This is a genomic window from Pseudoduganella plicata, from assembly GCF_004421005.1.
Classification (GTDB): Bacteria; Pseudomonadota; Gammaproteobacteria; order Burkholderiales; family Burkholderiaceae_D; genus Rugamonas; species Rugamonas plicata.
In genome coordinates this window covers 4289745-4316473 of record NZ_CP038026.1, presented here as the reverse complement: position 1 = coordinate 4316473, position 26729 = coordinate 4289745, and the positions used below count along the sequence as shown (strand labels likewise).

The following is a 26729-nucleotide window of genomic DNA, read 5'->3' as shown; positions in this document are numbered from 1 at the left end:
GGGCTCATTCAAATGTTCGATTCAGATGTTCGACGATGGCTGCGTGCAGCCGCGGCAGCAATGCCGCGCGGGCCAGCAGCGTCCCGGTGGATGGATCGCGCTGGCGCACACCCCAGGTCGGATTCGGGAAGTGCGCGTCGTCAGTGTAACGCGGGATCACGTGCCAGTGCACGTGAGGAGTCATGTTGCCGAAGCTGGCCAGATTGATTTTATGCGGCGCCATGACGGCGCGCTGCGCCGCTTCGACGGCCCACACGGCCGCCATCACATGCGCGCGTTCGGCCGGCGCCAGGTCCGTCATCTCCTTCACGTGCGCCTTCCAGACGACGCGCGTAAAACCGGGGTAGCCCGGTTCGTCCACGGCGACGACGGCCAGCCGCGCATCCTGCCAGACGATGACGTCAGCAGGCGGCGCCGCCAGCAGCGTGCACAGGTCGCACCCGCTCATACGAGAACCCGCTCGATACCGCCGTCATTGGCGCGCTTGACGTAGTCCGGCATCCAGTTTTCGCCCAGCAGGTGCTTGGCGATCTCGACGACGATGTAGTCCGCCGTCGTGCCCGAATCCTCGTTGTAGCGCGACAGGCCCTGCAGGCAGGACGGGCAGCTGGTCAGGATCTTGACGTTGCCGTCGAAACCATCGGCGCGCAGCTTGTCCGAACCCTTGACCATCTCTTCTTCCTTGCGGAAGCGCACCTGCGTCGAGATGTCCGGACGCGTCACGGCCAGCGTGCCGGACTCGCCGCAGCAGCGGTCGTTCTTCTCGATCTTCACGCTGTCATGCGTCTGCACCAGCGCATTGACCGTCTTGACGGGGTCCTGCAATTTCATCGGCGTGTGGCATGGGTCGTGGTACATATAGCGCGTGCCCGTCACGCCTTCCAGCCTGACACCCTTTTCGAGCAAATACTCATGGATGTCCATGATGCGGCAGCCGGGGAAGATTTTCTCGAACTCATACGTCGACAGCTGGTCATAACACGTGCCGCACGAGACCAGCACCGTCTTGATGTCCAGGTAGTTCAGCGTGTTGGCCATGCGGTGGAACAGGACGCGGTTATCCGTCATCATCTTCTCCGCCTTGTCGTAGTCGCCCGAGCCGCGCTGCGGATAGCCGCAGCACAGGTAGCCCGGCGGCAGCACCGTCTGCACGCCCACTTCCCACAGCATCGCCTGCGTGGCCAGGCCAACCTGCGAGAACAGCCGCTCCGACCCGCAGCCCGGGAAGTAGAACACCGCTTCCGTGTTGGCGTTGGTCTTCTTCGGATCGCGGATGATCGGGATCATCTTGTTGTCCTCGATGTCCAGCAGCGCGCGCGCGGATTTCTTCGGCAGGTTCCCCGGCATCTTCTTGTTGATGAAGTGGATGACCTGCTCGCGCACGGGCGGCTTGCCCGTCGTCGGTGGCGGTGCCTTGGTCTGCGCCCGCGCGACCTTCTTGAAGATCTCGTTGCCCAGGCGCTGGGCCTTGTAACCGAGGCCGATCATCGACTGGCGCGCGGCGTTGATCGTGCCGGGATCGGTCGCGTTCAGGAAGAACATCGACGCGGCCTTGCCGGGATTGAACGAGCGCTTGTCCATTTTACGGAGCAGGTTACGCATGTTCATCGACACGTCGCCGAAGTCGATGTTGACGGGGCATGGCGTCACGCATTTGTGGCACACGGTGCAGTGATCGGCCACGTCCTCGAACTCTTCCCAGTGGCGGATCGAGATGCCGCGGCGCGTCTGCTCCTCGTACAGGAACGCTTCGATCAGCGAGCCCGTGGCGAGGATCTTGTCGCGCGGCGAGTACAGCATGTTCGCGCGCGGAATATGCGTGTTGCAGACCGGCTTGCACTTGCCGCAGCGCAGGCAGTCCTTGATGCTGTTGGCGATCTCGCCGATATCGCTTTGCTGCATGATCAGCGATTCGTGGCCCATCAGCCCGAAGGACGGGGTGTACGCGTTGCGCAGGTCCGCATCCATCCCCGGCAGGTTCAGCAGCTTGCCCTTGTTGAAGCGCCCTTCCGGATCGACGCGCAGCTTGTAGTCGCGGAATTCGGCGATCTCGTCTTCCGTCAGGAATTCCAGCTTCGTGATGCCGATGCCGTGTTCGCCCGAAATGACGCCGTTCAGCGAGCGGGCCAGCTGCATGATGCGCGCGACGGCCTTGTGGGCGTCCTGCAGCATCTCGTAATGGTCCGAGTTGACCGGCAGGTTGGTGTGCACGTTGCCGTCGCCGGCGTGCATGTGCAGCGCGACAAAGACGCGGCCGCGCAGCACGCGCTTGTGGATCGCTTGTGCCTCGTCGAGAATCAGCTTGAACGCGGCGCCGTTGAAGATCTGGCGCAGCGGCGCGCGCAGTTCCTGCTTCCAGCTGACGCGCACCGTGCGGTCCTGCACGATGTCGAACAGCGTGGCGTGCGGCTGGCTTTGCAGGCGCGCCTCGAACGCGGCACTCAGTTCTTCGAGCCCCAGCTGGTACAGTTCAAGGCGGGCCGTGTCGAGCGGCTTGTCCAGGTTCGCCAGCAGGTAGGTCCAGCGGGCGTGCACCCCGTCGATCAGCGCCAGCGCCTGGTGCGGGCGCTCGCCCAGCATTTCCGCGTAGCCGACCTTGTCGTCGCCCGCGTCGTCGCTCTTGCCGATCGGGAGGTTCCCGGCGGCGAAGAAGGCGCGCAGCTCGTCGGCAAACTGCAGCTTGTTCTTGATCGACAGCTCGATGTTGATGCGCTCGATGCCGTCCGTGTACTCGCCCATCCGGTTCAATGGAATGACGACGTCCTCGTTGATCTTGAACGCGTTGGTGTGCTTGGCAATGGCCGCCGTGCGGGCGCGGTCGAGCCAGAACTTCTTGCGCGCTTCCGGGCTGACGGCAACGAAACCTTCGCCCACGCGGGTGTTCGCCAGGCGCACCACTTCCGATGCGGCCATGGCGACGGCATTCTCGTCGTCGCCGACGATGTCGCCGAACAGTGCCATCTTCGGCAGCACGCCGCGCTTCGATTTGGTGGCGTAGCCGACGGCGCGCAGGTAGCGTTCATCCAGGTGTTCCAGGCCCGCGAGGCGCAAGGTGGCGAACTGCTCGCCTTGCGCGGGCAGGCCATCGAGGTAGTCCTTGATCTCGACGATCGACGGGATCGCGTCGCGTGCCTGGCCGAAGAACTCCAGGCAGACGGTGCGCGTATGCTTCGGCATCTTGTGCAGGATCCAGCGCGCGGACGTAATGAGACCGTCGCAGCCTTCCTTCTGGATGCCCGGCAGGCCGGCGAGGAATTTGTCCGTGACGTCCTTGCCCAGGCCCTCCTTGCGGAACTTGCGGCCGGCGATTTCCAGGATCTCCGTCCTGAACGGCTCGCCCTTCGCTTCGCCCTTTGCGTTCGGATGCGTCCATTCCAGTCTGAAGCGCGCCAGCGGCGTGTCGTGGATCTTCGAAAGATTGTGGTCCAGACGCGTGACCTCCAGCCAGTCGCCGTTCGGATCGACCATGCGCCAGGAAGCCAGGTTGTCCAGCGCCGTGCCCCACAGGACGGCCTTCTTGCCGCCCGCGTTCATGGCGATGTTCCCGCCGATGCAGGACGCGTGCGCGGAAGTCGGGTCGACGGCAAACACGAAGCCGGCCTTCTCGGCCGCTTCCGATACCTTGTTCGTGATGACGCCCGCTTCCGAGAAAATGGTCGCGTATTCGCGGTCCACGCCCGGCAGCATCTTCATTTCGACCTGGCCAAGGGTCAGCAGCTTTTCCGTGTTGATGACGGCCGACAGCGGCGACAGCGGAATCGCGCCACCCGTGTAGCCGGTGCCGCCGCCACGCGGGATGATCGTCAGCCCCAGTTCGATACAGCCTTTGACGAGGCCCGCCATCTCTTCTTCCGAATCGGGCACCAGCACGACAAACGGATACTCGACGCGCCAGTCGGTCGCGTCGGTCACGTGCGAGATGCGGTGCATGCCGTCGAAGCGGATATTGTGCTTGTCCGTGTAGCGGCCCAGTACCCTGATGGCGCGCTTGCGCAGGTCGTACATCTGGCGGAATTCTTCGCCGAAGTCGGCGACGGCCTTGTTGGCGGCGGCCAGCAGCTTTTCCACGTTGTCACGGCGGCGCGCGGCGTCGCCGCCCGCTTCGTCCGCATCGACCGTCAGGCGGCGCTTGTCCACTTCGGCCAGCCGGTGATGCAGCGCGTCGATCAGGGCCTGGCGCCGTTTCGGGTTGTCCAGCAAGTCGTCCTGCAGATAGGGATTGCGGCGCACGACCCAGATGTCGCCCAGCACTTCATAGAGCATGCGCGCGGAGCGGCCCGTCTGGCGGGCGCCGCGCAGCTCGTCGAGCAGCTGCCACGATTCTTCCCCCAACAGGCGAATGACGATCTCGCGGTCGGAAAACGACGTGTAGTTATAGGGGATTTCACGGACCCGGCTCGGTGCGTGACCGTCGGGCGATTCGGCGAGAAGGGCCTGGATTTGTGCTGGGGCGTTCATTATGCGGAGGGACAGAAGACGCTGAGAGGGTTCATTCTAGCGTATTGCGGCGCACAACGCGGCAACAGCCTTGTGCCGCGCCCGGCTTCCGTTAACGTCACTTGACAGAATAATATTTGGCATCGCCGATTTTTCCAGCGGCAGCATGACCTTTCAGCATGCCCCATTGATCAAAATTTGCGCGCATTGTGCTGCCGCAAAATTAGCTGCACCGCCAATCCACGTCTCAGCCGCCCAGCATATCGACCAGTGCGCGCCAGAAGCCATCCGGCACGTACAGCAGCAGCGCCGTCATCGTCAGGTAGCGGGCGAACTTGCCGATGGCCATATAGCCCACAGTGGGCCAGAACGGCAGCTTCAGCCAGCCGCCCAGCATGCACAGCGGGTCGCCGATGCCGGGCACCCACGACAGCAGCATGGTCTTGGCGCCATGCCGTGCCAGCCAGCCGAACCAGCGGCTCTCGCGCTCCCTGGCAAACGCCGCCTTGGCGTAATAACCCATCCAGTAATCGACGACGCCGCCCAGTGTATTGCCGCAGGTGGCGACAATGATGGCCGGCCAGAACAGTGCTTCATTGGCCTTGACGACGGCGAAGACAGCGGGTTCGGAGCCGAGAGGAACGAGCGTGGCGGAGACGAATGCGATGAGGAAGACCGAAGTCAGTCCTACTGCCGGTGCGGCCAGGAAGGCCAGCAGCCACAGAATGGCGGACTCGATCATGGGGTAACGTCAGTCATCGTATCTGGAAGGCGGGGTCGGGAGTCCATTATAATGAGTCGCACCCAGCACATCCCGCACGAATGAACTGCCCGGCACACCCGCCCGGCCCGTATTCGCTGCCTCTCTCCGGTTACCCGCCGTTGACATGTTGTCTCCCCCAACCGACTTTGAAGACCATGACAATCGACTACCTGAAGAAAATCCTGACCGCGCGCGTCTATGACGTCGCTTCCGAAACGCCGCTGGAGCTGGCGCCTGCCCTGTCGCAGCGCTACCAGAACCGAATTTACTTCAAGCGCGAGGATATTCAGGACGTCTTCTCTTTCAAGGTGCGCGGCGCGTACAACAAGATGGCCCAGCTGTCGGATGCACAGCTCAAGCGTGGCGTCATCACGGCGTCGGCCGGCAACCATGCTCAGGGCGTCGCCCTGTCGGCCGCGAAGCTGAACTGCCGGGCCGTCATCGTCATGCCGACAACCACGCCGACATTGAAGATCGAAGCGGTCAAGGCGCGCGGCAGACACAACGTCGAGATCGTGCTGCACGGCGACTCGTACACGGATGCCTACAACCACGCGCTGACCCTGGAGCAGGAACAGAAGCTGACGTTCGTGCACCCGTTCGACGACCCGGACGTCATCGCCGGCCAGGGCACCATTGCCATGGAGATCCTGCGGCAGCACTCCGGCCCGATCCACGCGATCTTCTGCGCGATCGGCGGCGGCGGCCTGATTTCGGGCGTGGCTGCCTATGTCAAGCAGATCCGGCCGGACATCAAGGTCATCGGCGTGCAGTCGATGGACTCCGACGCGATGGCGCGCAGCCTGAAGGCGGGCGAGCGGATCACCTTGTCCGACGTGGGCCTGTTCTCGGACGGCACGGCCGTGCGCCTCGTCGGCGAAGAGACATTCCGCCTGGCGCAGCAGTACGTGGACGAGATCATCATCGTCGACACCGACGCCATCTGCGCGGCCATCAAGGACGTGTTCACGGACACGCGCTCGATCCTGGAGCCGGCCGGCGCTCTGGCGATTGCCGGCGCCAAGGCGTATATCGAGCGCGCGGAACTGACGAAAAACCCGATCCGGAACGAGACGCTCGTCACCATCGCCTGCGGCGCCAACATGAATTTCGACCGCCTGCGCTTCGTGGCCGAGCGCGCCGAGCTGGGCGAGTTCCGCGAGGCCGTGTTTGCCGTCACGATGGCCGAGCAGCGCGGCAGCTTCAAGCGCTTCTGCTCGCTGATCGGCCCGCGCAACGTGACGGAATTTAACTACCGGATCAGCGACCAGGACCGGGCGCACGTGTTTGTCGGTATCCAGATCGCCGACCGCAACGAATCCGGCGCCGTGGCCCGCCGCTTCGAGGAGCACGACTTTCCCACACTCGACCTGACCCACGACGAACTGGCCAAGGCCCACCTGCGCCACCTCGTCGGCGGCAAGAGCGCGCTGGCCAGGGACGAGCTGCTGTACCGCTTCGAATTCCCCGAACGCCCGGGCGCGCTGATGCGCTTCCTGGACAGCATGGCGCCAAACTGGAACATCTCGCTGTGCCACTACCGCTCGCAGGGCGGCGACGTGGGCCGCATCCTGATCGGGCTGCAGGTGCCGCCGGAAGAAATGGACGAGTTCGCAAACTTCCTCGCCACGCTGGGCTACCGCTACTGGGACGAGACGCAGAACCCCGTCTACAAGCTGTTCCTGTAAGCCAGTAAAAGAAACCGAAAAACCGGAGCCAGGCTCCGGTTACTAAAACCGGTGACAGGCTCCTGTTTCCCGAAAATAGGAGCCTGTCACCGGTTTTGCTTCCCGAGAACCGGAGCCTGGCACTGGTTTTCAGGGCGCTGCGACGGCGCCGCTTTTGCGCTACCATGGCAGGCTTTTCCGCCTGGATGCACGCTGCCATGACCAATTCCGCCGACCAGTCCCCGCTGGGCAAGACTTCCGCCTACCGTACCGATTACGCTCCCGAGCTGCTGTTTCCGATTCCCCGCGTGGGCAAGCGCGACGAGCTTGGCCTGACGGGCACGCTGCCGTTTTTTGGCGTCGACATCTGGAACGCCTATGAACTGTCGTGGCTGAACATGCGCGGCAAGCCGCAAGTTGCCATCGCCCGCATCACCGTGCCGGCCGACTCGCCCAACATCATCGAATCGAAGTCGTTCAAGCTGTACCTGAACTCGTTTAACCAGACCCGCCTGGGTGGCCCCGAGGCGCTGCGCGAACTGCTGCAGCAGGACCTGTCGGCCGCAGCCGGCGCCAATGTCCACGTCGTGCTGACGATGCAGGAGGACTTTGGCAAGCTGCAGATGGGCGAGCTGGACGGCGTGCTGCTGGACCGCCTCGATATCGAAGTCGACAAGTACGCGCCTCAGCCGGAGCTGCTGAAGGCAAGCTTCGACGAGCTGCCCGTCGAGGAGACCCTCGTCTCCCACCTGCTGAAGTCGAACTGCCTCGTCACTGGCCAACCGGACTGGGGCAGCGTGCAGATCACGTATGCCGGTCCGCAGATCGACCAGGAAAGCCTGCTGAAGTACCTGATCGGTTTTCGCGAGCACAACGAATTCCACGAACAATGCGTGGAGCGCATCTTTGTCGACATTCTGCGCCAGTGCCAGCCCCAGCAGTTGACGGTCTATGCGCGCTACACCCGCCGTGGCGGCCTTGACATCAATCCGTGGCGCACCAACTACACCAGTGGCGGCAAACCGTCCAACTTGCGCAACGCACGGCAATAAGCTGTTCCTGATCAAAACTTTTTAACGTGCGCGCGCTCAGCTTGAGCGTGAACGCAGTACGATGGGCAGGGGAAAGCAATAATTGGCCAAAGGCTGAATTGCCGAGCAAAGACGCGGCAAACATGCAGGTTTCGACGTACAAATAGCCATGCAACTGGTCGGTGTAAATTTTATAATTTTGTTGTCAGCTTCTGTTGGCTCCCGGCGATGACGAAGTTGCAAGCCGGGCCGAGCAATTTCAAGTTACACGACGGACAAAGAGGCCTATAATTCTGCTCGCCAGTCCCTTTTGTGCGCCGCACCATACAAGTCGCGTTATGAACAACCTGAGTAGAATCCTGTCGCCTGAGAACGTCCAGCTGGACCTGGAAGTTTCGAGCAAGAAGCGCGCTTTCGAGCAAGCCGGCCTTATTTTCGAGAACAACTGCGGTATCGCGCGGTCCACAGTGTCCGACAATCTGTTTGCGCGCGAGCGCCTCGGATCGACCGGCCTGGGCCATGGCGTTGCCGTGCCGCACGGCCGGATCAAGGGCTCGAAAAGCCTGAAGTCGCCGCTGGCGGCCTTTGTCCGCCTGGCCGAGCCGATCCCGTTCGAATCGCCGGACGGCAAGCCCGTCAACCTGCTGTTCTTCCTGCTGATCCCGGATCACGTTACGCAGCAGCATCTTGAAATCCTGTCGGAAATTGCCGAGATGTTCTCGGACGACAGTTTCCGCGCCGCGCTTAGTACGGATCCCGATCCCCATTCCGTGTATCGCCGCATCATCGATTGGCAACCCAGCCTGCAGGCCGCAGGTTAAACTAAGGGATCGACATTTTCTGCAGGTAACATTATGTTGCAATCTCCTCTGACGATCCAACGGCTGTACGACGATAATCGTGAGACTTTGCAACTGGGATGGTTTGCCGGCTTTCCCGGCGGCGAGCGCCAGATTTCCGGCGACGCCGCGTCGGCCGCCGACCAGGTGGGTCACCTGAACACGATCCACCCGGGCCGTATCCAGGTCTTCGGCCACCAGGAAATCAATTACTATCACCGGCTCAAGGCGCTGACGCGTGCCCACGTCATCGGGGAACTGATCGCGGGCGGACCGCCGGCGCTGATCATCGCGCAAGGGCTGGAAACGCCTCCCGACATTCTCGCCATCTGCGACGAAAAAAACATCCCGCTGTTCTCCACGCCGCTGCCGGCCGCGCAGGTGATCGACTTTCTGCGCGTCTATCTGTCGAAAAAACTGGCGCAACGCATCATCATGCATGGCGTCTTTATGGACGTGCTGGGCGTTGGCGTGCTCATCACCGGCGACTCCGGTCTGGGCAAGAGCGAGCTGGGCCTCGAACTGATTTCACGCAGTCACGGGCTGGTCGCGGATGACGCCGTGGAATTCTCCCGCATCGCCCCGAACATGATCGAAGGCCGCTGCCCGCCCCTGCTGCAAAACCTGCTGGAAGTGCGCGGGCTGGGCCTGCTGGACATCAAGGCAATCTTCGGCGAGACGGCCGTGCGCCGCAAGATGCGCCTGAAGCTGATCGTTCACCTGGTACGCCGCTCCGCACTGGAAGAAGAGGTGGAACGCCTCCCGTTCCAGTTTCCGACCGAAGACGTGCTGGGCCTGCCGATCCGTAAAGTCGTCATCCCCGTCGCCGCCGGCCGGAACATCGCCGTGCTGCTGGAAGCGGCCGTGCGTAACACCATTCTGCAGCTGCGGGGGATCGATACGCTGCAAGAGTTCATGGAACGGCAACGCCAGGCGATGAGCGGCGACTGAAGTCGCCCTCATCGAAGGTTGCAAGGAACGTGCGCTTGCAAGCGCACGCCGCTACGCAGGCGCCGAGCTGGGCTCGACGAATTCCCTGCTTCGCCAACGCCAGGCGATGAGCGGCGACTGAAGTCGCCCTCATCGAAGGTTGCAAGGAACGTGCGCTTGCAAGCGCACGCCGCTACGCAGGCGCCGAGCTGGGCTCGACGAATTCCCTGCTTCGCCGACGCCAGGCGATGAGCGGCGACTGAAGTCCCGCCATTGCAACGCTGGTAAGGAGTACTGCCTTGCAAGGCAGCACCGCTCCACAGGCCCCGAGCGGTGCTCGACGAATTCCCTGCTTCGCCAACGCCAGGCGATGAGCGGCGACTGAAGTCGCCATACGGCACCGCTGAAGAACACATCCGCAGTCCCGACTTAGTGGCGCAACCAGTCAGCCATAACTGCGCAACCGCGCAGCGTACCGCCGCAATGGCTCGCAGGCGGACAGGTCCGCCCTGGCGCACCATGCACGCAGGCCTTCCAGCAACTCCTCGGGCGTCGCAGGCGTGCGCCGCCATAGCGTCGCCAGCTCGCTGCGCAGTTCGTGCACGTGACACAGCACTTCGCTATGATCCAGCAATTGCTGCAGCCGTTGCGATTGCTCGCCGCTCAGATAACCGGGGTCGCGACGGAACAGCCGGCGTGCGCCGCGCCATTGCACGGGATCGAACGCGCGCAGCGTTGCCGTTTCCTGCCGCCAGACCCGCCGCAGCGCGGCGCTCAGCTCGGCCATCACCCGCGCCCGGTTAGCCAGGACCACCGCCAGCGTGCACATGTCGGCTTCGGTCTTGCCCGGCCGGCACCGTGGCCGCTGCGGCAGTTGCCGCACCTCGGCCAGCCCGCAGGCACGCAGCAGCGAGATATACAGCCAGCCTGCGTCGAACTCGTACCAGCGCGCCGACATCTTGGCCGAACTGGCAAACGCATGGTGATTGTTGTGCAGTTCCTCGCCGCCGATCAGCAGGCCCAGCGGCAGCAGATTCGTTGCCGCCTCCGGGCAGTCGAAGTTGCGATAGCCCCAGTAATGGCCCGCGCCATTGATGACGCCGGCCGCCAGCACGGGTATCCACAGCATCTGCACGGCCCAGACAGTGGCGCCGATCACGCCGAACAGCAGCAGGTCCAGCACAAGCAGCGCGCCCACGCCCTGCCATGCGAAACGGCTGTATAACCTGCGTTCGATCCAGTCGTCCGGCGTTCCCGCGCCGTAACGGTCCAGCATCCCCGCATCCGCGGCGGCTGTACGGTATAACTCCGCACCTTGCCACAGCACCTTGCGGATACCGAGTACGACCGGGCTGTGCGGATCGAGCGGCCCTTCACAGTGCGCGTGATGGGCCCGGTGAATGGCCACCCATTCGCGCGTGACCATGCCGGTCGTAAACCACAACCAGAAGCGCAAACAATGACTGATCGCGGGATGCAATGTGACACAACGGTGCGCCTGCGAACGGTGCAGATAGACAGTGACACCGATAATGGTGATGTGCGTCGTCACGAGCGTATACAGCACGATCGTCCACGCCGCCGCATGCGCAAGTCCATTGGTGAGAGATTCCATGAGGAACTTCCTGACCACCAGCCGAGCGCGGCGCGATCCGCATGGCGATTTTCACAGTCTACGCCTGCCGGCCGGCCGGAGCCAACGATTTGTCAGTCGCGCGGACGCATCGCGGCGGCGAATTATTATTTTGCATACTGGCGTCCGTGTTACGCTGATCACAGAGACCGAGGACCGACATACACATGAAAGTCGAGAATATACGCCAACGAATGGACCCACCCGGCCCGGGTCTGGGCCGCACCTTGGCAGCGCCCGGTTCCCTTCACCCCCTTGCGGCGGTAACGCGTTGAATCCCGCCGACGACACGCCCCTTTCCACCGCCATGGCAAGCTACCAGTGGTTCGTGCTGGTAGGCTGCCTGATGCTCGCGCGCGGCCTGTGGGGCACCCCCATCGCCCGCCTGCCGTTCACCTCCGCCATCATTTACCTGGGCATCGGCATGCTGCTGGGCCCCATGGGCCTGCATTTCTTTTCGTTCGACGTGTTCGCCGCCGCGCCGCTGCTGGAGGTGCTGACCGAGGTTGCCGTGCTGATCTCGCTGTTCTCGGCGGGGATCAAGATGCCCGTGCCTTTCAGCCTGCGCCGCTGGGGGCCGCCGATCCGGCTGGCGTGGACGGCAATGGCCCTGTCGGTCGGGCTGATTACCCTGTTCTGCTACACGGTGCTGGACCTGCCGCTGGGCGCCGGCGTGCTGCTCGGCGCACTGCTGGCGCCCACCGATCCGGTGCTGGCGTCCGACGTGCAACTGCGCCACGCGGGCGATGACGACCCGCTGCGGTTTACTCTGGGCTGCGAAGCCGGGATGAACGATGGCAGCGCCTTTCCCTTCGTCATGCTGGGCCTTGGCCTGCTTGGCCTGCATGACCTAGGCGAAAACGGCCTGCGCTGGCTGGGCGTGGAACTCATCTGGGGCACGCTGGGCGCCATCCTCATTGGCGGCGCCTGCGGCATGGCGCTGGCGCGCGTCAATTTCTGGCTGCGCGCCAGCCGGCCGGGCCATGAAGTGCTGGACGACCTGATGGGCCTGGGCCTGATCGCCGTCGTCTATGGCCTCGGCCTGGCCGCGCACGTGTGGGGCTTCCTGGCGGTGTTCGTTGCCGGCGTGGCGCTGCGCCAGGCGGAACAGCAGCTGGCGCGCCGCGCCGCGGTGGCCGTGGGACCCGACGCGCCCCCCTCCGTCAGCGATGGCTCGCTGCTGTTTAAGGAACACATGGAGCGCCTGTCCGAGCTGACCCTGGTGCTGCTGCTGGGCGGTGCCGTCACCACGCTGCTGTTCGACTGGCGCAGCTGGGCGGCCGCGCTGTTCCTGTTCTTCGTGGCCCGTCCCGCCAGCGTGCTGGTGGCCCTGGTGGGCAGCCGGACCAGTCCGCGCATGCGCGTCATCGCCGCCTGGTTCGGCGTGCGCGGGATCGGCTCGCTTTACTACCTGATGTACGCAATCAACCACGGGCTGCCGCAGCCGCTGGCGCAGCAGCTCGTCAACCTGACATTGGCCGTCATCGTGCTGTCGATCCTTGTTCACGGCACCAGTGTGACGCCCCTGCTGGACCGCTTCTGGCGCAAGTGACCTTCGGCTTCCTCATCCACGGAGAACGAGCATGACAAGACAGGCCTATCGGGGCCACCTCATCGAAGTCGCCGCCACATCCGGCCCGCAAGGTTACGGTTACGAGGCGACGATTGCGGACGAGGCGACCGAAATCCACCGCCACCGCCTCGTGCAGCCGCCAGGCACGTTCGACAGCCGCGAGATGGCACACGATCACGCGTTCGCCAGCGCCCGCGCGTGGATCGACGGCTCGCCGCTGCACTGGCCGTTCGCACCGCCGCATGCCTGACACCGGCAAGGCACTGGAGCACGATGGCCGTACGATTTCGGGTATCATGCGCGCATGCGTATCGTCCTCATTACCGGAATATCCGGCTCGGGCAAATCGGTTGCCCTGAACGTTCTCGAAGACACCGGCTACTATTGCGTAGACAACCTGCCGCCTGCGCTGCTTGCCAGTCTCGTGGGCACGCTGTGCGAAGAAGGCACGCAGGCGCTGGCTGTCGCTGTCGATGCGCGCAGCGCCGCGTCGCTGGCCACGCTGCCGGGCGATATCCGCAAACTCAAGGATCTGGGACACGACGTGAAGGTGATGTTCCTGACGGCGAACACGCACTCGCTGGTGGCGCGCTTTTCCGAAACGCGGCGCAGCCATCCGCTGTCGCACGAACTTCACCCGGGTCAGAACCCCGCCGCCCGTCGCACGCTGATCGAATGCATCCAGGAGGAGCGCGAGCGCCTCTCGGCCATCGAGCAGCTGGGACACGTGATCGACACGTCCGAACTCTCGGCCAACAAGCTGCGCGGCTGGATCAAGGATCTGGTCGAAAGCGAGAACGCGCCACTGACGCTGTTCTTCGAATCGTTCGCCTTCAAGGTTGGCGTGCCGCAGGACGCGGACTACGTGTTCGACGTGCGGGCGATTCCGAACCCGTATTACGATCTGACCTTGCGGCCGCTGAACGGCCGCGATGCGCCTGTGATTGCCTTCCTCGATGCGCAACCGAGCGCGGAAGAGATGTTCCGCGACATCCGCGCGTTCATCGAGAAGTGGCTGCCGTCGTTCAAGAAGGACAACCGCAGCTACCTGACCGTGGCCATCGGCTGCACAGGCGGCCAGCACCGCTCGGTGTACATGGCCGAACGGCTGGCGCAGTATTTCAACGGCGCCGAACGCGTCGTGCTGCGGCACCGCGAGCAGGCCTGATAACGAGAACATGGCACTGGCCAGGTTTTTTTTAGTCCTCACTCGCCGCGCGGCGGCAGCGAACGCGCGGTAACGGCACGCCGCGGATTGCGCCGTCCGGCGCCCGTGCTGGCCGGGCGCAGGTACGGCGCCAGATTTTGCGCGATGCCGGCAAGTTCGGCCTCGGAAAGGGGCAGCTGGCGAAACGCAGCCCAGCCTTCCCGCGGCCGCAGGTTTCGGCCCGATGCCGCGTCCGAGCCATACAGGATGCGGTCGATGCCGATCTGGCGGATGCGTTGCACCAGGTTGGCCGCGTCATGCGGCTTCATGCCGGGCCGCGCCAGCGACGCCACATCGAAATACAGCCGGCGCGTGCGGCGGTCGTGTCGGGCCACCGCTTCGGCCAGCACCGACAATGCGTCGTCCGCCGGCGGGTCGTCGTAGCCCGGACCGCTGCCGGCCATGTGCGCCACCTGCACGACCACGTCCGGCGCGGCGGGCAGCAGCTCGTCCAGGAACACACGCGCCTGCACCGCGCCAAAGGGCCGGTGCTTCGACAATGAGGCTCGCAGGTGGACGACAATGGCCATGCCGTTCCGGTTCGCCGCCGCAAAGACTTCCTTCAGCCGCTGCGCATGCTCGGGCAGTTCGAGTTGCACGTCGGAGTTACCGAAGTGCAGTTTCAGGCCATGCCGCAGATGCGGTGCGGCCGCGCAGCGCGCGATTTCCTCCAGCGCGTAATCCTTCAGCGGGTTGACGCTGCCGAACGCGCGCAGGCGGTCCGGGAACTGTGCGGCCTGCGCGCCATTCCAGTCGTTTTCGGCGCGCACCTTGGTGTATTCGTCATCGATCTTGCGCACCGGGCTGCCGTACACATAGCCTGCCGACAGCAGCACGGCGCGACGGATGCCGGCGCTGTCGAGCAGCGGCACCAGGTCGTTCGCACCGATCACGGGCGGGCCGCCGCCGGAGCCGGTGTCGAGCAGCCGCGCCATCGCGGGGCTGAACAGGTGCTGATGGTGGTCGGCCGCCGGGGCGGGCGTCTCGCTCGCCCATGCCGGCAGCGGCACGGCGGCAGCACAGAGGCATTTCAGCAAATCGCGGCGCTGCATGATCACCTCGTCAGTTAAAGATGGCGCAGCGGATGCGCATGGTCCGGCCAGGCCGGTTCGAACAATTGCGCGACCATGGCATCCGTCACGTCGGCCAGCGCGGGCGGGTTCCAGCGCGGCGCGTTGTCCTTGTCGATGACGAGCGCGCGCACGCCCTCCAGCACTTCGCCGTGCTCGAACGTGCGCCGCACCACGGTGCGCTCCATGCGCAGGCAGTCCGCCACGCCGAGGCGCGCGCCCCGTTTGAGCAGTTCCAGCGTCACGCACATCATCAGCGGCGAGCGCTGTTCCATCGCCCCCAATGCCTGTCGTGCGAACGGGTCGTCATCGTCTCGCAGCGATGCCATGATGTCCGGCACCGAAGCGTGGCCGAAATGGCGCTCGATCAGGGCACGGTGCGCCAGCAATGGACTGTCGCCAGCGCCGGCGCGCAACGGCCGGGCAAAGGTTGCCACCGCTTCGCGCAGGCCGCCGCCGGACGTGGAGCCGATCAGGTCGGACAGCGCGGCCAGCTCGGTGTCGGGCACGTAGTGGTCGGCCAGGCCGACATACAGCGCGTCGGCCGCGCCGATCGTCAGGCCCGTCAGACCGAGATAGACACCCAGGCTGCCGGGCGCGCGCGACAGGAAATGGCTGCCGCCCACATCGGGGAACAGACCGATGTTCACCTCGGGCATCGCCATCTTCGTCCGGTTCGTTACGATGCGCACCGCGCAGCGGGGGCCGCCCTGGGCGATGCCCATGCCGCCGCCCATGACGACGCCGTCCATCAGCGCGATATAGGGTTTCGGGTAGCAGTGGATCAGGTGATTGAGCGCGTATTCTTCCGTGAAAAAATCCTCCAGCAGTGCGCTGCCGCCTTGGGGCGTGGCGCGGCCGGCGTCATGGAAGAAGCGGATATCGCCCCCGGCGCACAGGGCCTTCTCGCTGGTGCTGCGGACAACGACGGCGGCGACGTCATGGTCGTCGCGCCATGCCAGCAAGGCCGCCGTCATCGCCCGCACCATGTCCAGCGACAGCGAATTCAACGCCCGGGGCGATCGAGCGTGATGAAACCGGTACCGTTACCGACGCGGATGTGGACGTGTTCGCTCATGGCAGCAGGAATAGTCAGAGATGCCCCATTCTAGCGCGGCAGACGACAAATATTGCGTTGAAAGCGGGAAGCGGAACGGTGGGGGATTGCGCCCTGATGGATGGCGAGAAAAAACAACGGCTCAGCTTGTGTCGATGTCAGGGCGTGACCCTAGGGGGTCGACACGAACGCGGCAGTGGATGGCGGAGTTGTTGCGCGACCCTGAATGCAGAAGGGCGCTTTCGCGCCCTTTTTCTCTGGAATTACACAGCTGCGTTACGCAGCGGGGATATCGCTTTCGGCCAGGTGCTTGATGGAATCATGATTGTGATTCTGCACTTTGTCCTTGTATTTCATGACCGAGCGGTCCAGCTTATCGATCAGCGTATCGATGGCCGCGTACAGGTCCTGTGCCACGCTTTCCACAAATATGGTCTTGCCCGACATGCGCAGGTTGATCTCTGCTTTCTGGCGCTTCTCTTTCTCGGTGAGGTTATCTACAGTCAGGATGACAGAAACGTCGATCACTTGATCGAAATGTCGTTTCACGCGCTCCAGCTTGTTCTGCACGTATTCGCGGATGGCTGGGGTTACGTCGATATGATGTCCACTGATGGTGAGATTCATACACACTCCTAAAGATGATGTCGCTCTAAGGTTCGTGCGTTGCCCGCCGTGGTAAAAAGCCGGCGGCGCAGAGGAACCCATGCACTACAAGGACTTGCGGAGGCTGACGGGAGGGATTTTCAAGGCTTCGCGATACTTGGCAACAGTGCGTCGCGCAATCACCATGCCCTGTTCTCCCAGCATGTCCGCAATCTTACTGTCGGATAAAGGGTTCTTCGGGTCTTCGGCTCCTGTGAATTGCACGATCAGCGCACGGATCGCAGTCGAGGAAGCTTCCCCACCCGCTTCGGTTGCGACGTGGCTGCCAAAAAAATACTTCAACTCAAACATGCCATGGGGAGTGAGCATATATTTCTGAGTTGTCACCCGAGAGATCGTACTCTCGTGTAGCCCCAGTGTATCAGCTATTTCACGCAACACAAGGGGTCGCATGGCCACCGCGCCATGCGAGAAAAAGTTCTTCTGCCGCTCGACGATGGCCTGTGCGACGCGCAGGATCGTGTCGAAGCGCTGGCGCATATTCTTGATCAGCCACTTCGCTTCCTGCAGCTGCGCGCCCATCTGGCTTTCGCCCTTGCCCTGTTTGAGCAGGCTGGCATACAGCGCGTTCACGCGCAGGCGCGGCATCACGTCGTTGTTCAGCGTGACCACCCAGCCGTTGCGGCCCTTCTTCACAATCACATCCGGTACGACATAGTCTGACACGTCGGACGCATACGCGGCGCCCGGATGGGGGTTGCACTGGCGAATGACGGCCTGTGCTTCGCGCAGGTCTTCGTCGTCGCAATCGAGCGCCTTCTTGAGCTTGTTGAAGTCGCGCTGGGCAAACCAGGCCAGGTGTTTCTCGACAATGCACAGCGCCATCCGGCGCGTCACCAGCGGCACGCCCGGCATCTTGCGGATCTGCAGCGCCAGGCATTCGGACGCGCTGCGGGCGCCGACGCCCACCGGATCGAAGCTCTGCAGCAGCGCCAGCGCCGTGCGCAGCTCTTCCATTTCCACTTCCAGCTCTTCGGGCAGGCGGCCGTGGATCTCGTCCAGGCTCTCTTCCAGGTAGCCGTTTTCGTCCAGCGCGTCGATGATCAGCTCGACAAGCGCCCGGTCGCGCGGCTGTTGCACCGTCACCCGCATCTGCTCCATCAGGTGTTCGCGCAGCGAACAATGGCTCGCTTCCAGTTGCGGCCGCGCGTCGTCGTCGTCCGGCGCCTTGCCGCGGCCCGCGTCGGTCCAGTCGGTATCGCCTTCCGGGCCGCGGTCCGCGTCGGCGCCGTCATACGGTTCTGCCTCTGCGGGGGCCGCCGCGTCGGTTTGCTGGGGCGGGCCTTCGGCCGGTGCCTCGGGCGCGCTCTGCTGGCCGATGGCGCCATCGGCCAGCAGCCGCAGCGAACGGTCGAGCGGATCGTCGAGCCGTTCCAGCAGCGGGTTATCCGTCAGCAGCTGTTCCAGTTCCTGGTGCAGTTCCAGCGTGGACAACTGCAGCAGCCGGATGGACTGCTGCAGCTGTGGTGTCAGCGCCAGGTGCTGCGACGTTCGCAGTTGCAGAGACTGTTTCATGTGCGGTCACATACGGAAGTGTTCACCAAGATACACGCGCCGCACGGATTCGTCGGCAATGATATCGTCCGGCCGGCCCGACGCCAGGACGCTGCCCTGATTGATGATGTACGCCCGGTCGCAGATGCCCAGCGTCTCCCGTACATTGTGGTCCGTGATGAGCACGCCGATACTGCGCTCCTTCAGGAAACGCACGATCCGCTGGATCTCGATCACGGCGATCGGATCGACGCCGGCAAACGGTTCGTCCAGCAACACGAAGCGCGGATTGGTTGCCAGGGCGCGCGCGATCTCGACGCGACGGCGCTCGCCGCCCGACAGCGACAGCGCCGTGTTCTCGCGCAGCTTCTCGATCTGCAGGTCGGCCAGCAGGTTGTTCAGGCGCTCGTCGATCTGCGCCTTTGTCAGGGCCTTGCCGTCGACCTTCTGGATTTCCAGGACGGCGCGGATATTTTCCTCCACCGTCAGCTTGCGGAACACCGACGCTTCCTGCGGCAGGTAGGACAGCCCCAGGTTGGCGCGCTTGTGGATCGGCAGGCTGGAGATGTCGGTGCCGCTGATGTCGATGGTGCCCGCGTCGGACGCGACCAGGCCGACGATCATGTAGAACGACGTCGTCTTGCCCGCGCCGTTCGGCCCCAGCAGGCCCACCACTTCGCCGCAGGCTACCTGCAGCGACACGTCGTGCACCACCTGGCGCTTGCCGTAGCTCTTTTGCAGGCCGCGCACGATCAGCGTGCTGCCGCAGTTTTCCGGGGTCACGTCCGCCATTATTTCCCCGCGGCCGGTGTCGAGGCCGGAGCCGGCTCCGTGCGTTTCGGCTGGATCACCATCGTGCCACGGCCCGCGCCGGGCTTGTTGGTGCCGGCGTCCGTATTGCGCACGCTGAAGTATTCCTTGCGGCTGTCATAGGAGATGAACTCGCCTTCGACTTCGTCGCTCGGCTTCTTGCCTTCCAGCCGGCGGATCTTCGCCTTCGAATACAGCTTCACCAGCTCGGCCTTCTCGTCGTATTCCATCCGTTCGGCTTCGCCTTCCATCCACTGGTCGCCTTCGCCGTCGCGCTTCTGGCGGAAGGAGACCTTGCGCGCGCCGCCCGTCAGCGTGGCAAGCTGGTAGCCGTCCGGCGTGTAGGTGACGACGGCCTTGTCGGCCTTCATCGACAGCGTGCCGCGGGTCAGCGTGACGTCGCCCGTGAACGTGTACACCTGCTTGACGTCGTCGGCATCGAGCGTGCCGTAGTTGATCACCGTCTTCTGGTACGAGTCGGCCTTTTCGGCGACGGCATGTCCTGCCAGTCCCGCCATCCCCGCCAGCAGTGCCGCCGTCAGTATGAGTTTCTTCATTGATTGAATCCTATTTGGTCTGTTGCCCGCGCGGTGGATACACGATGGTGCCGCGACCGGTCAATTGCAACTGCCGCGTGGCGTTGTTGGCGCGCATGGCCGTGCCGGTGGCGGTGGCGTTCCCCAGCTGCAGGCGCACGGGCTGGTTCGTTTCCATCCGGTCCTCCTCGGGGAAAATCGTCAGCGACTGCGTGGCCAGATGCATTTCCTGCGAGTTGGCCGACGCGGCGCGGTCGATGCGCACGTTCTCCATCAGCGTCACGCGCGTGTTGTCCTGGTCCACGCGCGCGCGCTCGGCATGGATGTCCATCGGCTCGCGCTCGCCCGACAGGCTGCGCACGACGGGCTTGACGATGTCCGACGAATCGTCCACCGGCCGGTGCGTCAGCTTGTCGCCCGAGATGATGTAGCTGGGCTGCCCCGTCTTTGTCATCCGCACGAACGAAAAATTTTCGACGATGTAATCGGGCTCGTTGACCTTGAGGCCGCCCTGCAGCTCGTCGCCGCCGCGGTTCATCATCTCGACCAGCCAGAAACTGCCGAACGCACCGAACAGGCCGAGCACGAGGCCGACGGACAGGCGGTAGCGGTGGGCGGTCCTTTGATTGCGCATCGTGACTCCTAGATCAGGAACTGGGCCATGGTCTTGTCATAAAGCCCCTGCGCGCGCAGCACGAACTCGCATACTTCGCGCACGGCGCCGCGGCCGCCATGATTGGCCGCGATGTAATGGGCGCGCGCCAGCACTTCCTGGCGCCCGTTCGGCACGGCCACGGCAAAGCCCACGCGCGACAGGATCGGCAGGTCGACGACATCGTCGCCGATGAAGCCCACCTGGTCGGCCGTCAGGCCCAGTTGCGCCAGCAGCGCGTTGAACGGTGTCAGCTTGTCGTGGCCGCCCTGGTGCACGTGATCGATGCCAAGGTCCCTCGCCCGCGCCGTCACTTGCGGCGAACGGCGTGCACTGATGATGGCCGTCTGGATGCCCGCTTCCTGCAGCAGCTTGATGCCCAGGCCATCCTGCACGTTGAACGTCTTGAACGCTTCGCCATCTGCGCCGTAATGCAGGCTGCCGTCGGTCAGCACGCCGTCCACGTCGAAAATCATCAGGCGGACACCGGCCGCCCGTTGCACGTTCTGCATGTCGATCGGCCGCTTCATGAGATCGTCCGCCATCAGATCACCTTCGCCCGCGTCAGGTCGTGGATGTGCAGCGCGCCGGCCAGCCGGCCGTCGTCGTCGACGACCAGCATCTGGTTGATGCGGTACTGTTCCATGATGGCGACGGCATCGACGGCCAGCTTGTCCGGCCCGATCGTGCGCGGATTGGCATGCATCACATCCTTGATGATCACCTTGCTGAAGTCCTGCACCTTGTCGATCATCCGGCGCAAATCGCCGTCGGTAAACACGCCCACCGGACGGTAGTCTGCATCCACCACGGCCGTCATGCCCATCCCCTTCTGCGTGATCTGCATCAGCGCCTCGGGAAGTGCCGTTTCGGTTGTCACGGCGGGAATCGCGTCACCGCTGCGCATCACATCGCGCACGTGGGTCAGCAGGCGCCGGCCCAGCGCGCCGCCAGGGTGCGAGCGGGCGAAGTCTTCTTCCTTGAAGCCGCGCAGGTCCAGCAACGCGACGGCAATCGCATCGCCCAGCGCCAGCGTGACGGTCGTCGATGCCGTGGGCGCCAGGTTCATCGGGCATGCTTCCTTGGCGACCGACACGTCCAGATGCACGTCCGCCAGCTTCGCCAGGCTCGATTCCGGCTTGCCCGTCATCGAAATGACCGAGCCACCCATGCGCTTGACCACCGGCAGGATCGCCATCAGCTCCGCGCTTTCGCCGGAATACGAGATGGCGATGAACGCGTCGTCCGGCGTGACCATGCCCAGGTCGCCGTGCGCCGCTTCGGCAGGATGCACGAACAGGGCCGGCGTGCCGGTCGACGCCAGCGTGGCGGCGATCTTGCGGCCGATATGGCCGGATTTGCCGATGCCGGACACGACAACGCGGCCCTTGCAGTTCAGCAGCAGCGACACGGCTTGCCCCACACTTACGTCTGTTGCCAGACGGTCATGCAGGGCGATCAGCGCGTCCGCCTCGATTTGCAGGGCCTCGCGCGCCAGTTCCAGGGCGCGGCTTGCGGTTGTTGCATCAAAAGCTTTCAGCATTGTTTTTTCATGGGTTACACTCATGCCGAAAGTATAGCCGAATTGGGAAAGCAAAAAACTTGCCAGATGTTACAAAAAACATCCGCGCGCGTGCCGGACAGCCTGCCGCAGCCGCCTGACGATGTTCTCCCCTCTTGAACTGACCCTCCTGTTGCTGGGCAGCGCGGTACTCGGCGTCGTTGCCTTCCGCATGCTCCACCTGCCGCCCATGCTGGGCTACCTGGCCGTCGGCATCGTGATCGGCCCGCACGCGCTGGGGCTGGCCGAAGAAAGCCACGCCACCGCGTCGCTGGCCGAATTCGGCGTCGTCTTCCTAATGTTCTCCATCGGCCTCGAGTTCTCCCTGCCCAAGCTGAAGGCCATGAAGGGCGTCGTCTTCGGCCTCGGGATGGCGCAGGTGGTGCTGACGATCGTCTCGACCGTCGTTTTCGGCTGGGTCCTCGCATACACGCTGCCGCCCGCGATCGACGTCAGCTGGCAAGCCGCATTCGCGCTGGGCGGCGCGCTGGCGATGTCGTCCACCGCCATCGTCGTCAAGATGCTGACGGAGCGGCTGGAACTGGAATCGGAGCATGGCCGCAAGATCGTCGGCATCCTGCTGTTCCAGGACCTGGCCGTGGTGCCGCTGCTGATCCTGATCCCGGCGCTGGCGCGCAATCCCGACAACCTGGGCGCGACGCTGGGCTGGGCCGCGCTGAAGGCCGTCCTGGTGCTGGTGCTGCTGCTGTTTTTCGGCCAGAAGCTGATGCGCGGCTGGTTTACGATCGTCGTCAAGCGCCGCTCGCAGGAGCTGTTCATGCTGAACCTCCTCCTGATCACGCTGGGCGCCGCGTGGATCACCGAACTGGCCGGCCTGTCGCTGGCGCTGGGCGCCTTTGTGGCCGGCATGCTGATCTCGGAAACCGAGTACAAGCATCAGGTGGAAGAAGACATCAAGCCGTTCCGCGACGTGCTGCTGGGGCTTTTCTTCATCACCGTCGGCATGCTGCTCAATGTGCGGATCGTGTACGAGAACTGGTGGCTCGTGCTAGTGCTGCTGATCCTGCCGGTACTGATGAAGTTCGCGCTGATCGCCGGCCTGGCCAAGGCGTTCGGCGCCTCGGACGGCGTGGCAATGCGCACGGGCCTGGCCCTGGCGCAGGCCGGCGAATTCGGCTTCGTGCTGTTGAATGTAGCGGGCGGCATGGAGCTGGTCGACCCGTTCGTCATCCAGGTCGTGCTGGCGTCGATGGTGCTGTCGATGCTGGCCGCGCCGTTCCTGATCGAGCAGTCGGACCGGCTGGTGCTGAAATTCTCCAGCAACGAGTGGATGATGCAGTCGCTGAACCTGACCAAGATCGCGGCGCGCACGATGTCGACACAGAAGCACGTCATCGTGGCCGGCTTCGGCCGCAGCGGGCAAAGCCTGGCCACCCTGCTGCAGGAAGAATCGATCGAGTACCACGCACTGGATCTTGACCCGACCCGCGTGCAGGACGCGCAATCGGCCGGCGCCAACGTGTCGTACGGCGACGCCGCCAGGCGCGAAAGCCTGATCGCCGCCGGCATCTATCGCGCCAGCGCGCTCGTTATCACCTATGCCAACACGACATCGGCCCTGAAGGTGCTGCACCTGGTGCACGAGCTGGCACCGACCTTGCCCGTCATCGTGCGCAGCCACGACGACGCCGACCTCGATCGCCTGAAGGCCGCGGGCGCGGCGGAAGTGGTGCCGGAGCTGATCGAGGGCAGCCTGATGCTCGCGTCGCACGCCCTCGTCATGCTGGGCGTGCCGCTGCGCCGCGTGGTGCACCGCGTGCAGGCGGCGCGCGAGGAGCGCTATGCCTCGCTGCGCGGCTACTTCCACGGCATCAGCGACGTCGGCGACGATGCGGAGATGGTGCGGCTGCACACCGTCACGCTGACCGACAATGCGGGCGGCATCGGCAAGGCGCTGGCCGACATCGACGTGGCCGGCGCAGGCGCCGAGGTGACGACGATCCGACGCGGCAAGCAGCGCCTCGAGATCGGCTCCGATACGATCCTGGCGGCCGGCGACGTGATCGTGCTGCGCGGCGGCGCACAGGCCGTGGCGCGCGCCGAGGCGTTGCTGCTGGAATAAGCGCTACGCGCTCTGCCCGGCTTCGTCCTTCCCGACGCTGGCGTACTGCGCTTCTTCACCGTCGTGCCGTGGCTCGTTGCGGGCGTAGCGGTATTTCTCGTCGCCGCCCAGGTAGATCACGCGCGGGTCCGACGGCAGCGTCGCATCCTTGGCGAAGCCGCTCAGCGAGTCATGCACATAGTGTTCGAAGAACGCGATGATCTTCTCGTCCTTCAGGCCGCGGTTGTGGATGTATTCGTCTTCGTAGGCTTTGACGAGCGCCTTGTAGTGCGGCCGCAGCTCGCGGCGCCGCTGCGCATCCGGCGCGCCACCGAACATGCCGCGGGCCGAATAGACATCGCGGATCGCGCGGGCGTCTTCGAGCAGCTGTTTGTCGTACATGGCGATGGCGTCGTTGAGCGGGGACATGTCGGGTAGTGCATCGCGCCTGGCTTTCATCCTCAGCAGCTCGTCGCGCGTGACGGCGCGCCGGTCGGCCGCTTCGTCGATGGCTGCGCGATATGGCGCCATGTCCAGTTTCGGGTTGGCGTAGTTGGACTGCACGTAGGCCTGGCTGCGTGCCAGTGCCTGGCTGTGGGCCCGCGCGGCCTCGTTATCGATCGCTTCCAGCCGCTCGATTTCGGCGTTCAGTGCTTTGCGTTCCGAGGTGTACCGCCGATCCACGTCGCTGATTCGATTCGCCTCCGCCCGATCACCTCCAGCCTTCCGGCGGATGGATGCAAAGCGCCAGGCATAATAGAGGCGCATGCTGGCGTTCATGTTTTCCCCCAAGATGCCAGAGCCGGGCAGCTTTTGCGTGTAGTAGTTAAAGCAGTCATTCAACGTTGGGCTTAGCTCGAAGTCCTGTTGGCTCCCCAACGACCATGCTGTCTTCGGTGCCAACGGCACGCCTGCTGCGATTGCAGCCTCGTACATGTGATGCAAAGGGATCTGGCTCAACTTTTCATTAGCCTTCAGCGACTTGCCACCCTCCCCCGGCCGATAGCCTCCGCCCACATCCGAGTGCGCGCCGGGATACACACGCTCATGGAATTGATTCACCACTTCGATGCGGCCGTTGGTTGCCACCCAAATGCTGTCAACCGGGAACGAGTTCCGAATCTCGTGTGCTGCGACGAAATGCCGCACTTCCTCGACCCCATGGGCGATGGCCTGCTCGCCGCCCCAGGATTGGTGGCCATCGGCGTAGCCTGGAGCCGGATCGGCCCCAGGGAGCCCGCTTGGTGCAAAGGCTGACGTAAATATTGCCGCCTCCCTGCCCATTAACACTGAACGATTCAATATGCCGATTGGTATAGTTGTAGCCTGTGATCGAGAGCATTACCGGTTCGTTACTCCTTTGCGCAGTGCTGTTTGCATTGTCCGCCGCGGCAGGGTTGTTTGGCGTACAGCCGGCCATACTCGGCACAATCCATGCCACCGCAAGGCACAAGGCCGTAGTTCTTGTATGCCGTGTACAGGCCCATATTGTTGAGCCAGTTTCGGTATAACTCACTTCAGAGTGCATCCCTGCTCCTTTATTACTGCGTCATTTCACCTGCGTGTTCGGCTGTGCGTCCGCGATGGGATCGTTCGTTACCACAGGCTCGACTTCGACCTCGGGCCGGAACGAGAACGAATGCAATGTATCGAACACGTCACCGGAGACTTGCCGTCCACGCTGAATGAGCCGATATTGCGGTTCGTGTAGTTGTAGCCCGTGATAGCAAGCATGACCGGCTCGGTACCACTAGCCGCCGTGCCGGCAGCCTTATCCAGCGCTGCAGGTCTGCGGCATGCAACCAGCCAGGCCGGGCAGCGCGCGCGCAAGCCAGCGTCAGTGAGGTCGTCATTTTTGCTGAACTTTTGTATGCATCTGGTTTCCTGTTCCGGTTACTGCGCCAGAGCTGCGCCGAAATCGAGTTCGCCACGCTGCACCTGCGCCAGCAGCGGGCGCCATTTGGGCGTGCCGGCAAACTCCTCGCCCTCGAGCAGCGCGGCGGCGCAGTACAACGCGAGGTCGCGGGTCGAGCGCAGGCCCAGCGCGTTGGCGGCAGCGATATGGCGCTGCAGGAAGCCGACGCGCCGCGGCAGCGGCACGTCGCGCCACGGTTCCGGCACCATCGTCTGCAACTGCTCGGCCACCTGGTCCGGCTCGCTGGCTGCCAGCAGCGCGAATTCCTGCGCCGCCGTCAGCCGCAGCGGCGCCACGTGCCTGTCCGGCCCATCGCAGCGGGCCGGCTGTGCCACCAATGCGCCGCGCCGGTCGAAATACCACCATCCGCCGGCAACGTCCAGGAACGCCTCGCGCTGCGCCGGCTCGATCGCACGCATCAGGGCCTCGAAGACGCGCGGGTCGAAAAAGCGCAGCATCACGTTCATGTCTTCGGACAGCGTGGCGTCCAGCCGGCGCGCCAGCCGTGCCGCGACATCGTCGATCGCCAGGGGCGACGCCAGCATCAGCAGCGATGACGTGTACGTGCCGTGCGCGGCGATCCAGTCCACAGTTGCCGGTGACGGCCTGCCCACGCATCGGTCAGCGAAAACAGCAGCGGCGCCACGGCCAGCGCATTCTCCTCGCGCGAGCCTTCGAACAGGCTGCGCCACGCGACAGACGAACGTGACAGCCGCGCGTGCAGCCCCGGCATGCCGCCATGGTCGGCCAGGCCGTACACCGCACAATGCGGATACTCCCGCAGGGCGGTGGCCGCAAACCCGGCAAGGTCGAAATAGTCGTCCAC

General features: G+C 64.1%; 23 protein-coding genes and 1 pseudogene. 8 read left to right on the top strand and 16 right to left on the bottom strand.

The genetic code is table 11. From position 1 onward, the window contains the following. Positions 1–4: 4 nt before the first annotated feature. The 3 genes from E1742_RS19000 to E1742_RS18990 form a co-directional block, all read right to left on the bottom strand. Positions 5–448, bottom strand: a complete 444-nt coding sequence (locus E1742_RS19000) for an HIT family protein (RefSeq protein ID WP_134386660.1) — start codon at positions 446–448, stop codon at positions 5–7. Beyond that, positions 445–4458: a DUF3683 domain-containing protein gene (locus tag E1742_RS18995; protein WP_134386658.1), complete on the bottom strand. Its 4014-nt coding sequence runs from the start codon at positions 4456–4458 to the stop codon at positions 445–447. Before E1742_RS18995 ends, E1742_RS19000 begins: the two co-directional genes overlap by 4 nt. Positions 4459–4684: 226 nt before the next feature. Then, on the bottom strand, positions 4685–5179 hold the full coding sequence (locus E1742_RS18990) for a YqaA family protein (protein WP_134386656.1): 495 nt from the start codon (positions 5177–5179) through the stop codon (positions 4685–4687). Between the two features lie 176 nt (positions 5180–5355). Between E1742_RS18990 and ilvA the strand changes: the two genes are divergently transcribed. The 4 genes from ilvA to hprK all read left to right on the top strand — a co-directional run bounded on the left by ilvA (position 5356) and on the right by hprK (position 9688). Continuing rightward, complete coding sequence (gene ilvA, locus E1742_RS18985; RefSeq protein WP_134386654.1) at positions 5356–6888, top strand: threonine ammonia-lyase, biosynthetic; 1533 nt, start codon at positions 5356–5358, stop codon at positions 6886–6888. 197 nt (positions 6889–7085) lie between these two features. Beyond that, on the top strand, positions 7086–7919 hold the full coding sequence (gene queF / locus E1742_RS18980; protein WP_134386652.1) for an NADPH-dependent 7-cyano-7-deazaguanine reductase QueF: 834 nt from the start codon (positions 7086–7088) through the stop codon (positions 7917–7919). Positions 7920–8236: 317 nt separating this feature from the next. Further along, a complete protein-coding gene (locus tag E1742_RS18975) occupies positions 8237–8719 on the top strand; it encodes a PTS sugar transporter subunit IIA (RefSeq protein WP_134386650.1) in 483 nt (160 codons plus the stop codon). Between the two features lie 33 nt (positions 8720–8752). Further along, on the top strand, positions 8753–9688 hold the full coding sequence (gene hprK / locus E1742_RS18970) for an HPr(Ser) kinase/phosphatase (protein ID WP_107144010.1): 936 nt from the start codon (positions 8753–8755) through the stop codon (positions 9686–9688). 424 nt (positions 9689–10112) lie between these two features. On the opposite strand, the gene E1742_RS18965 is transcribed toward hprK, so the two are convergent. Further along, positions 10113–11282 carry a DesA family fatty acid desaturase gene (locus E1742_RS18965; RefSeq protein WP_134386648.1) on the bottom strand — a complete coding sequence of 390 codons (1170 nt, stop codon included), beginning with the start codon at positions 11280–11282 and terminating at the stop codon, positions 10113–10115. Positions 11283–11571: 289 nt separating this feature from the next. Here E1742_RS18965 and E1742_RS18960 point away from each other — a divergent pair, with 289 nt between their 5' ends. The 3 genes from E1742_RS18960 to rapZ are packed head-to-tail and all read left to right on the top strand — an operon-like array spanning position 11572 to position 14041. Next, positions 11572–12852, top strand: a complete 1281-nt coding sequence (locus E1742_RS18960; RefSeq protein ID WP_229466093.1) for a cation:proton antiporter — start codon at positions 11572–11574, stop codon at positions 12850–12852. A gap of 31 nt (positions 12853–12883) precedes the next feature. Next, the gene (locus E1742_RS18955; RefSeq protein WP_134386646.1) at positions 12884–13123 is read left to right on the top strand and encodes a hypothetical protein; all 240 of its coding nucleotides are present in this window, start codon (positions 12884–12886) and stop codon (positions 13121–13123) included. A gap of 54 nt (positions 13124–13177) precedes the next feature. After that, positions 13178–14041 carry an RNase adapter RapZ gene (gene rapZ / locus E1742_RS18950; RefSeq protein WP_134386644.1) on the top strand — a complete coding sequence of 288 codons (864 nt, stop codon included), beginning with the start codon at positions 13178–13180 and terminating at the stop codon, positions 14039–14041. A gap of 38 nt (positions 14042–14079) precedes the next feature. Here rapZ and E1742_RS18945 read toward each other — a convergent pair whose 3' ends face one another. The 9 genes and pseudogenes from E1742_RS18945 to E1742_RS18905 form a co-directional block, all read right to left on the bottom strand. Next, positions 14080–15132: an amidohydrolase family protein gene (locus E1742_RS18945; protein WP_134386642.1), complete on the bottom strand. Its 1053-nt coding sequence runs from the start codon at positions 15130–15132 to the stop codon at positions 14080–14082. 14 nt (positions 15133–15146) lie between these two features. Continuing rightward, positions 15147–16228 (bottom strand): annotated as a pseudogene (locus tag E1742_RS18940) (enoyl-CoA hydratase/isomerase family protein). A 255-nt stretch (positions 16229–16483) separates the two neighbouring features. Further along, complete coding sequence (gene hpf, locus E1742_RS18935) at positions 16484–16834, bottom strand: ribosome hibernation-promoting factor, HPF/YfiA family (protein WP_134386640.1); 351 nt, start codon at positions 16832–16834, stop codon at positions 16484–16486. Between the two features lie 84 nt (positions 16835–16918). Then, the gene (locus tag E1742_RS18930; protein ID WP_134386638.1) at positions 16919–18388 is read right to left on the bottom strand and encodes an RNA polymerase factor sigma-54; all 1470 of its coding nucleotides are present in this window, start codon (positions 18386–18388) and stop codon (positions 16919–16921) included. 6 nt (positions 18389–18394) lie between these two features. Continuing rightward, positions 18395–19159 (bottom strand): LPS export ABC transporter ATP-binding protein, encoded by a 765-nt coding sequence (gene lptB, locus E1742_RS18925; RefSeq protein ID WP_134386637.1) that lies wholly within the window; start codon positions 19157–19159, stop codon positions 18395–18397. Continuing rightward, the gene (gene lptA, locus E1742_RS18920) at positions 19159–19734 is read right to left on the bottom strand and encodes a lipopolysaccharide transport periplasmic protein LptA (protein WP_134386635.1); all 576 of its coding nucleotides are present in this window, start codon (positions 19732–19734) and stop codon (positions 19159–19161) included. The genes lptB and lptA overlap by 1 nt, the downstream gene beginning before the upstream one ends. A 10-nt stretch (positions 19735–19744) precedes the next feature. Then, entirely contained in the window at positions 19745–20347 is a 603-nt protein-coding gene (gene lptC / locus E1742_RS18915) for an LPS export ABC transporter periplasmic protein LptC (protein WP_134386633.1), read from the bottom strand. 8 nt (positions 20348–20355) lie between these two features. Continuing rightward, entirely contained in the window at positions 20356–20910 is a 555-nt protein-coding gene (locus E1742_RS18910) for a KdsC family phosphatase (RefSeq protein ID WP_229466084.1), read from the bottom strand. Next, positions 20910–21932: a KpsF/GutQ family sugar-phosphate isomerase gene (locus E1742_RS18905; RefSeq protein ID WP_371860167.1), complete on the bottom strand. Its 1023-nt coding sequence runs from the start codon at positions 21930–21932 to the stop codon at positions 20910–20912. The genes E1742_RS18910 and E1742_RS18905 overlap by 1 nt, the downstream gene beginning before the upstream one ends. Positions 21933–22029: 97 nt before the next feature. Here E1742_RS18905 and E1742_RS18900 point away from each other — a divergent pair, with 97 nt between their 5' ends. Beyond that, positions 22030–24009 carry a monovalent cation:proton antiporter family protein gene (locus E1742_RS18900; RefSeq protein ID WP_134386629.1) on the top strand — a complete coding sequence of 660 codons (1980 nt, stop codon included), beginning with the start codon at positions 22030–22032 and terminating at the stop codon, positions 24007–24009. A gap of 3 nt (positions 24010–24012) precedes the next feature. Here E1742_RS18900 and E1742_RS18895 read toward each other — a convergent pair whose 3' ends face one another. From E1742_RS18895 to E1742_RS18880, 3 genes are all read right to left on the bottom strand, one after another. Beyond that, positions 24013–25272, bottom strand: a complete 1260-nt coding sequence (locus E1742_RS18895; RefSeq protein WP_134386627.1) for a phospholipase effector Tle1 domain-containing protein — start codon at positions 25270–25272, stop codon at positions 24013–24015. Positions 25273–25881: 609 nt separating this feature from the next. Beyond that, positions 25882–26493: a DUF4123 domain-containing protein gene (locus E1742_RS18885; RefSeq protein ID WP_134386624.1), complete on the bottom strand. Its 612-nt coding sequence runs from the start codon at positions 26491–26493 to the stop codon at positions 25882–25884. After that, positions 26448–26729 (bottom strand): DUF4123 domain-containing protein, encoded by a 282-nt coding sequence (locus E1742_RS18880; RefSeq protein ID WP_134386622.1) that lies wholly within the window; start codon positions 26727–26729, stop codon positions 26448–26450. Before E1742_RS18880 ends, E1742_RS18885 begins: the two co-directional genes overlap by 46 nt.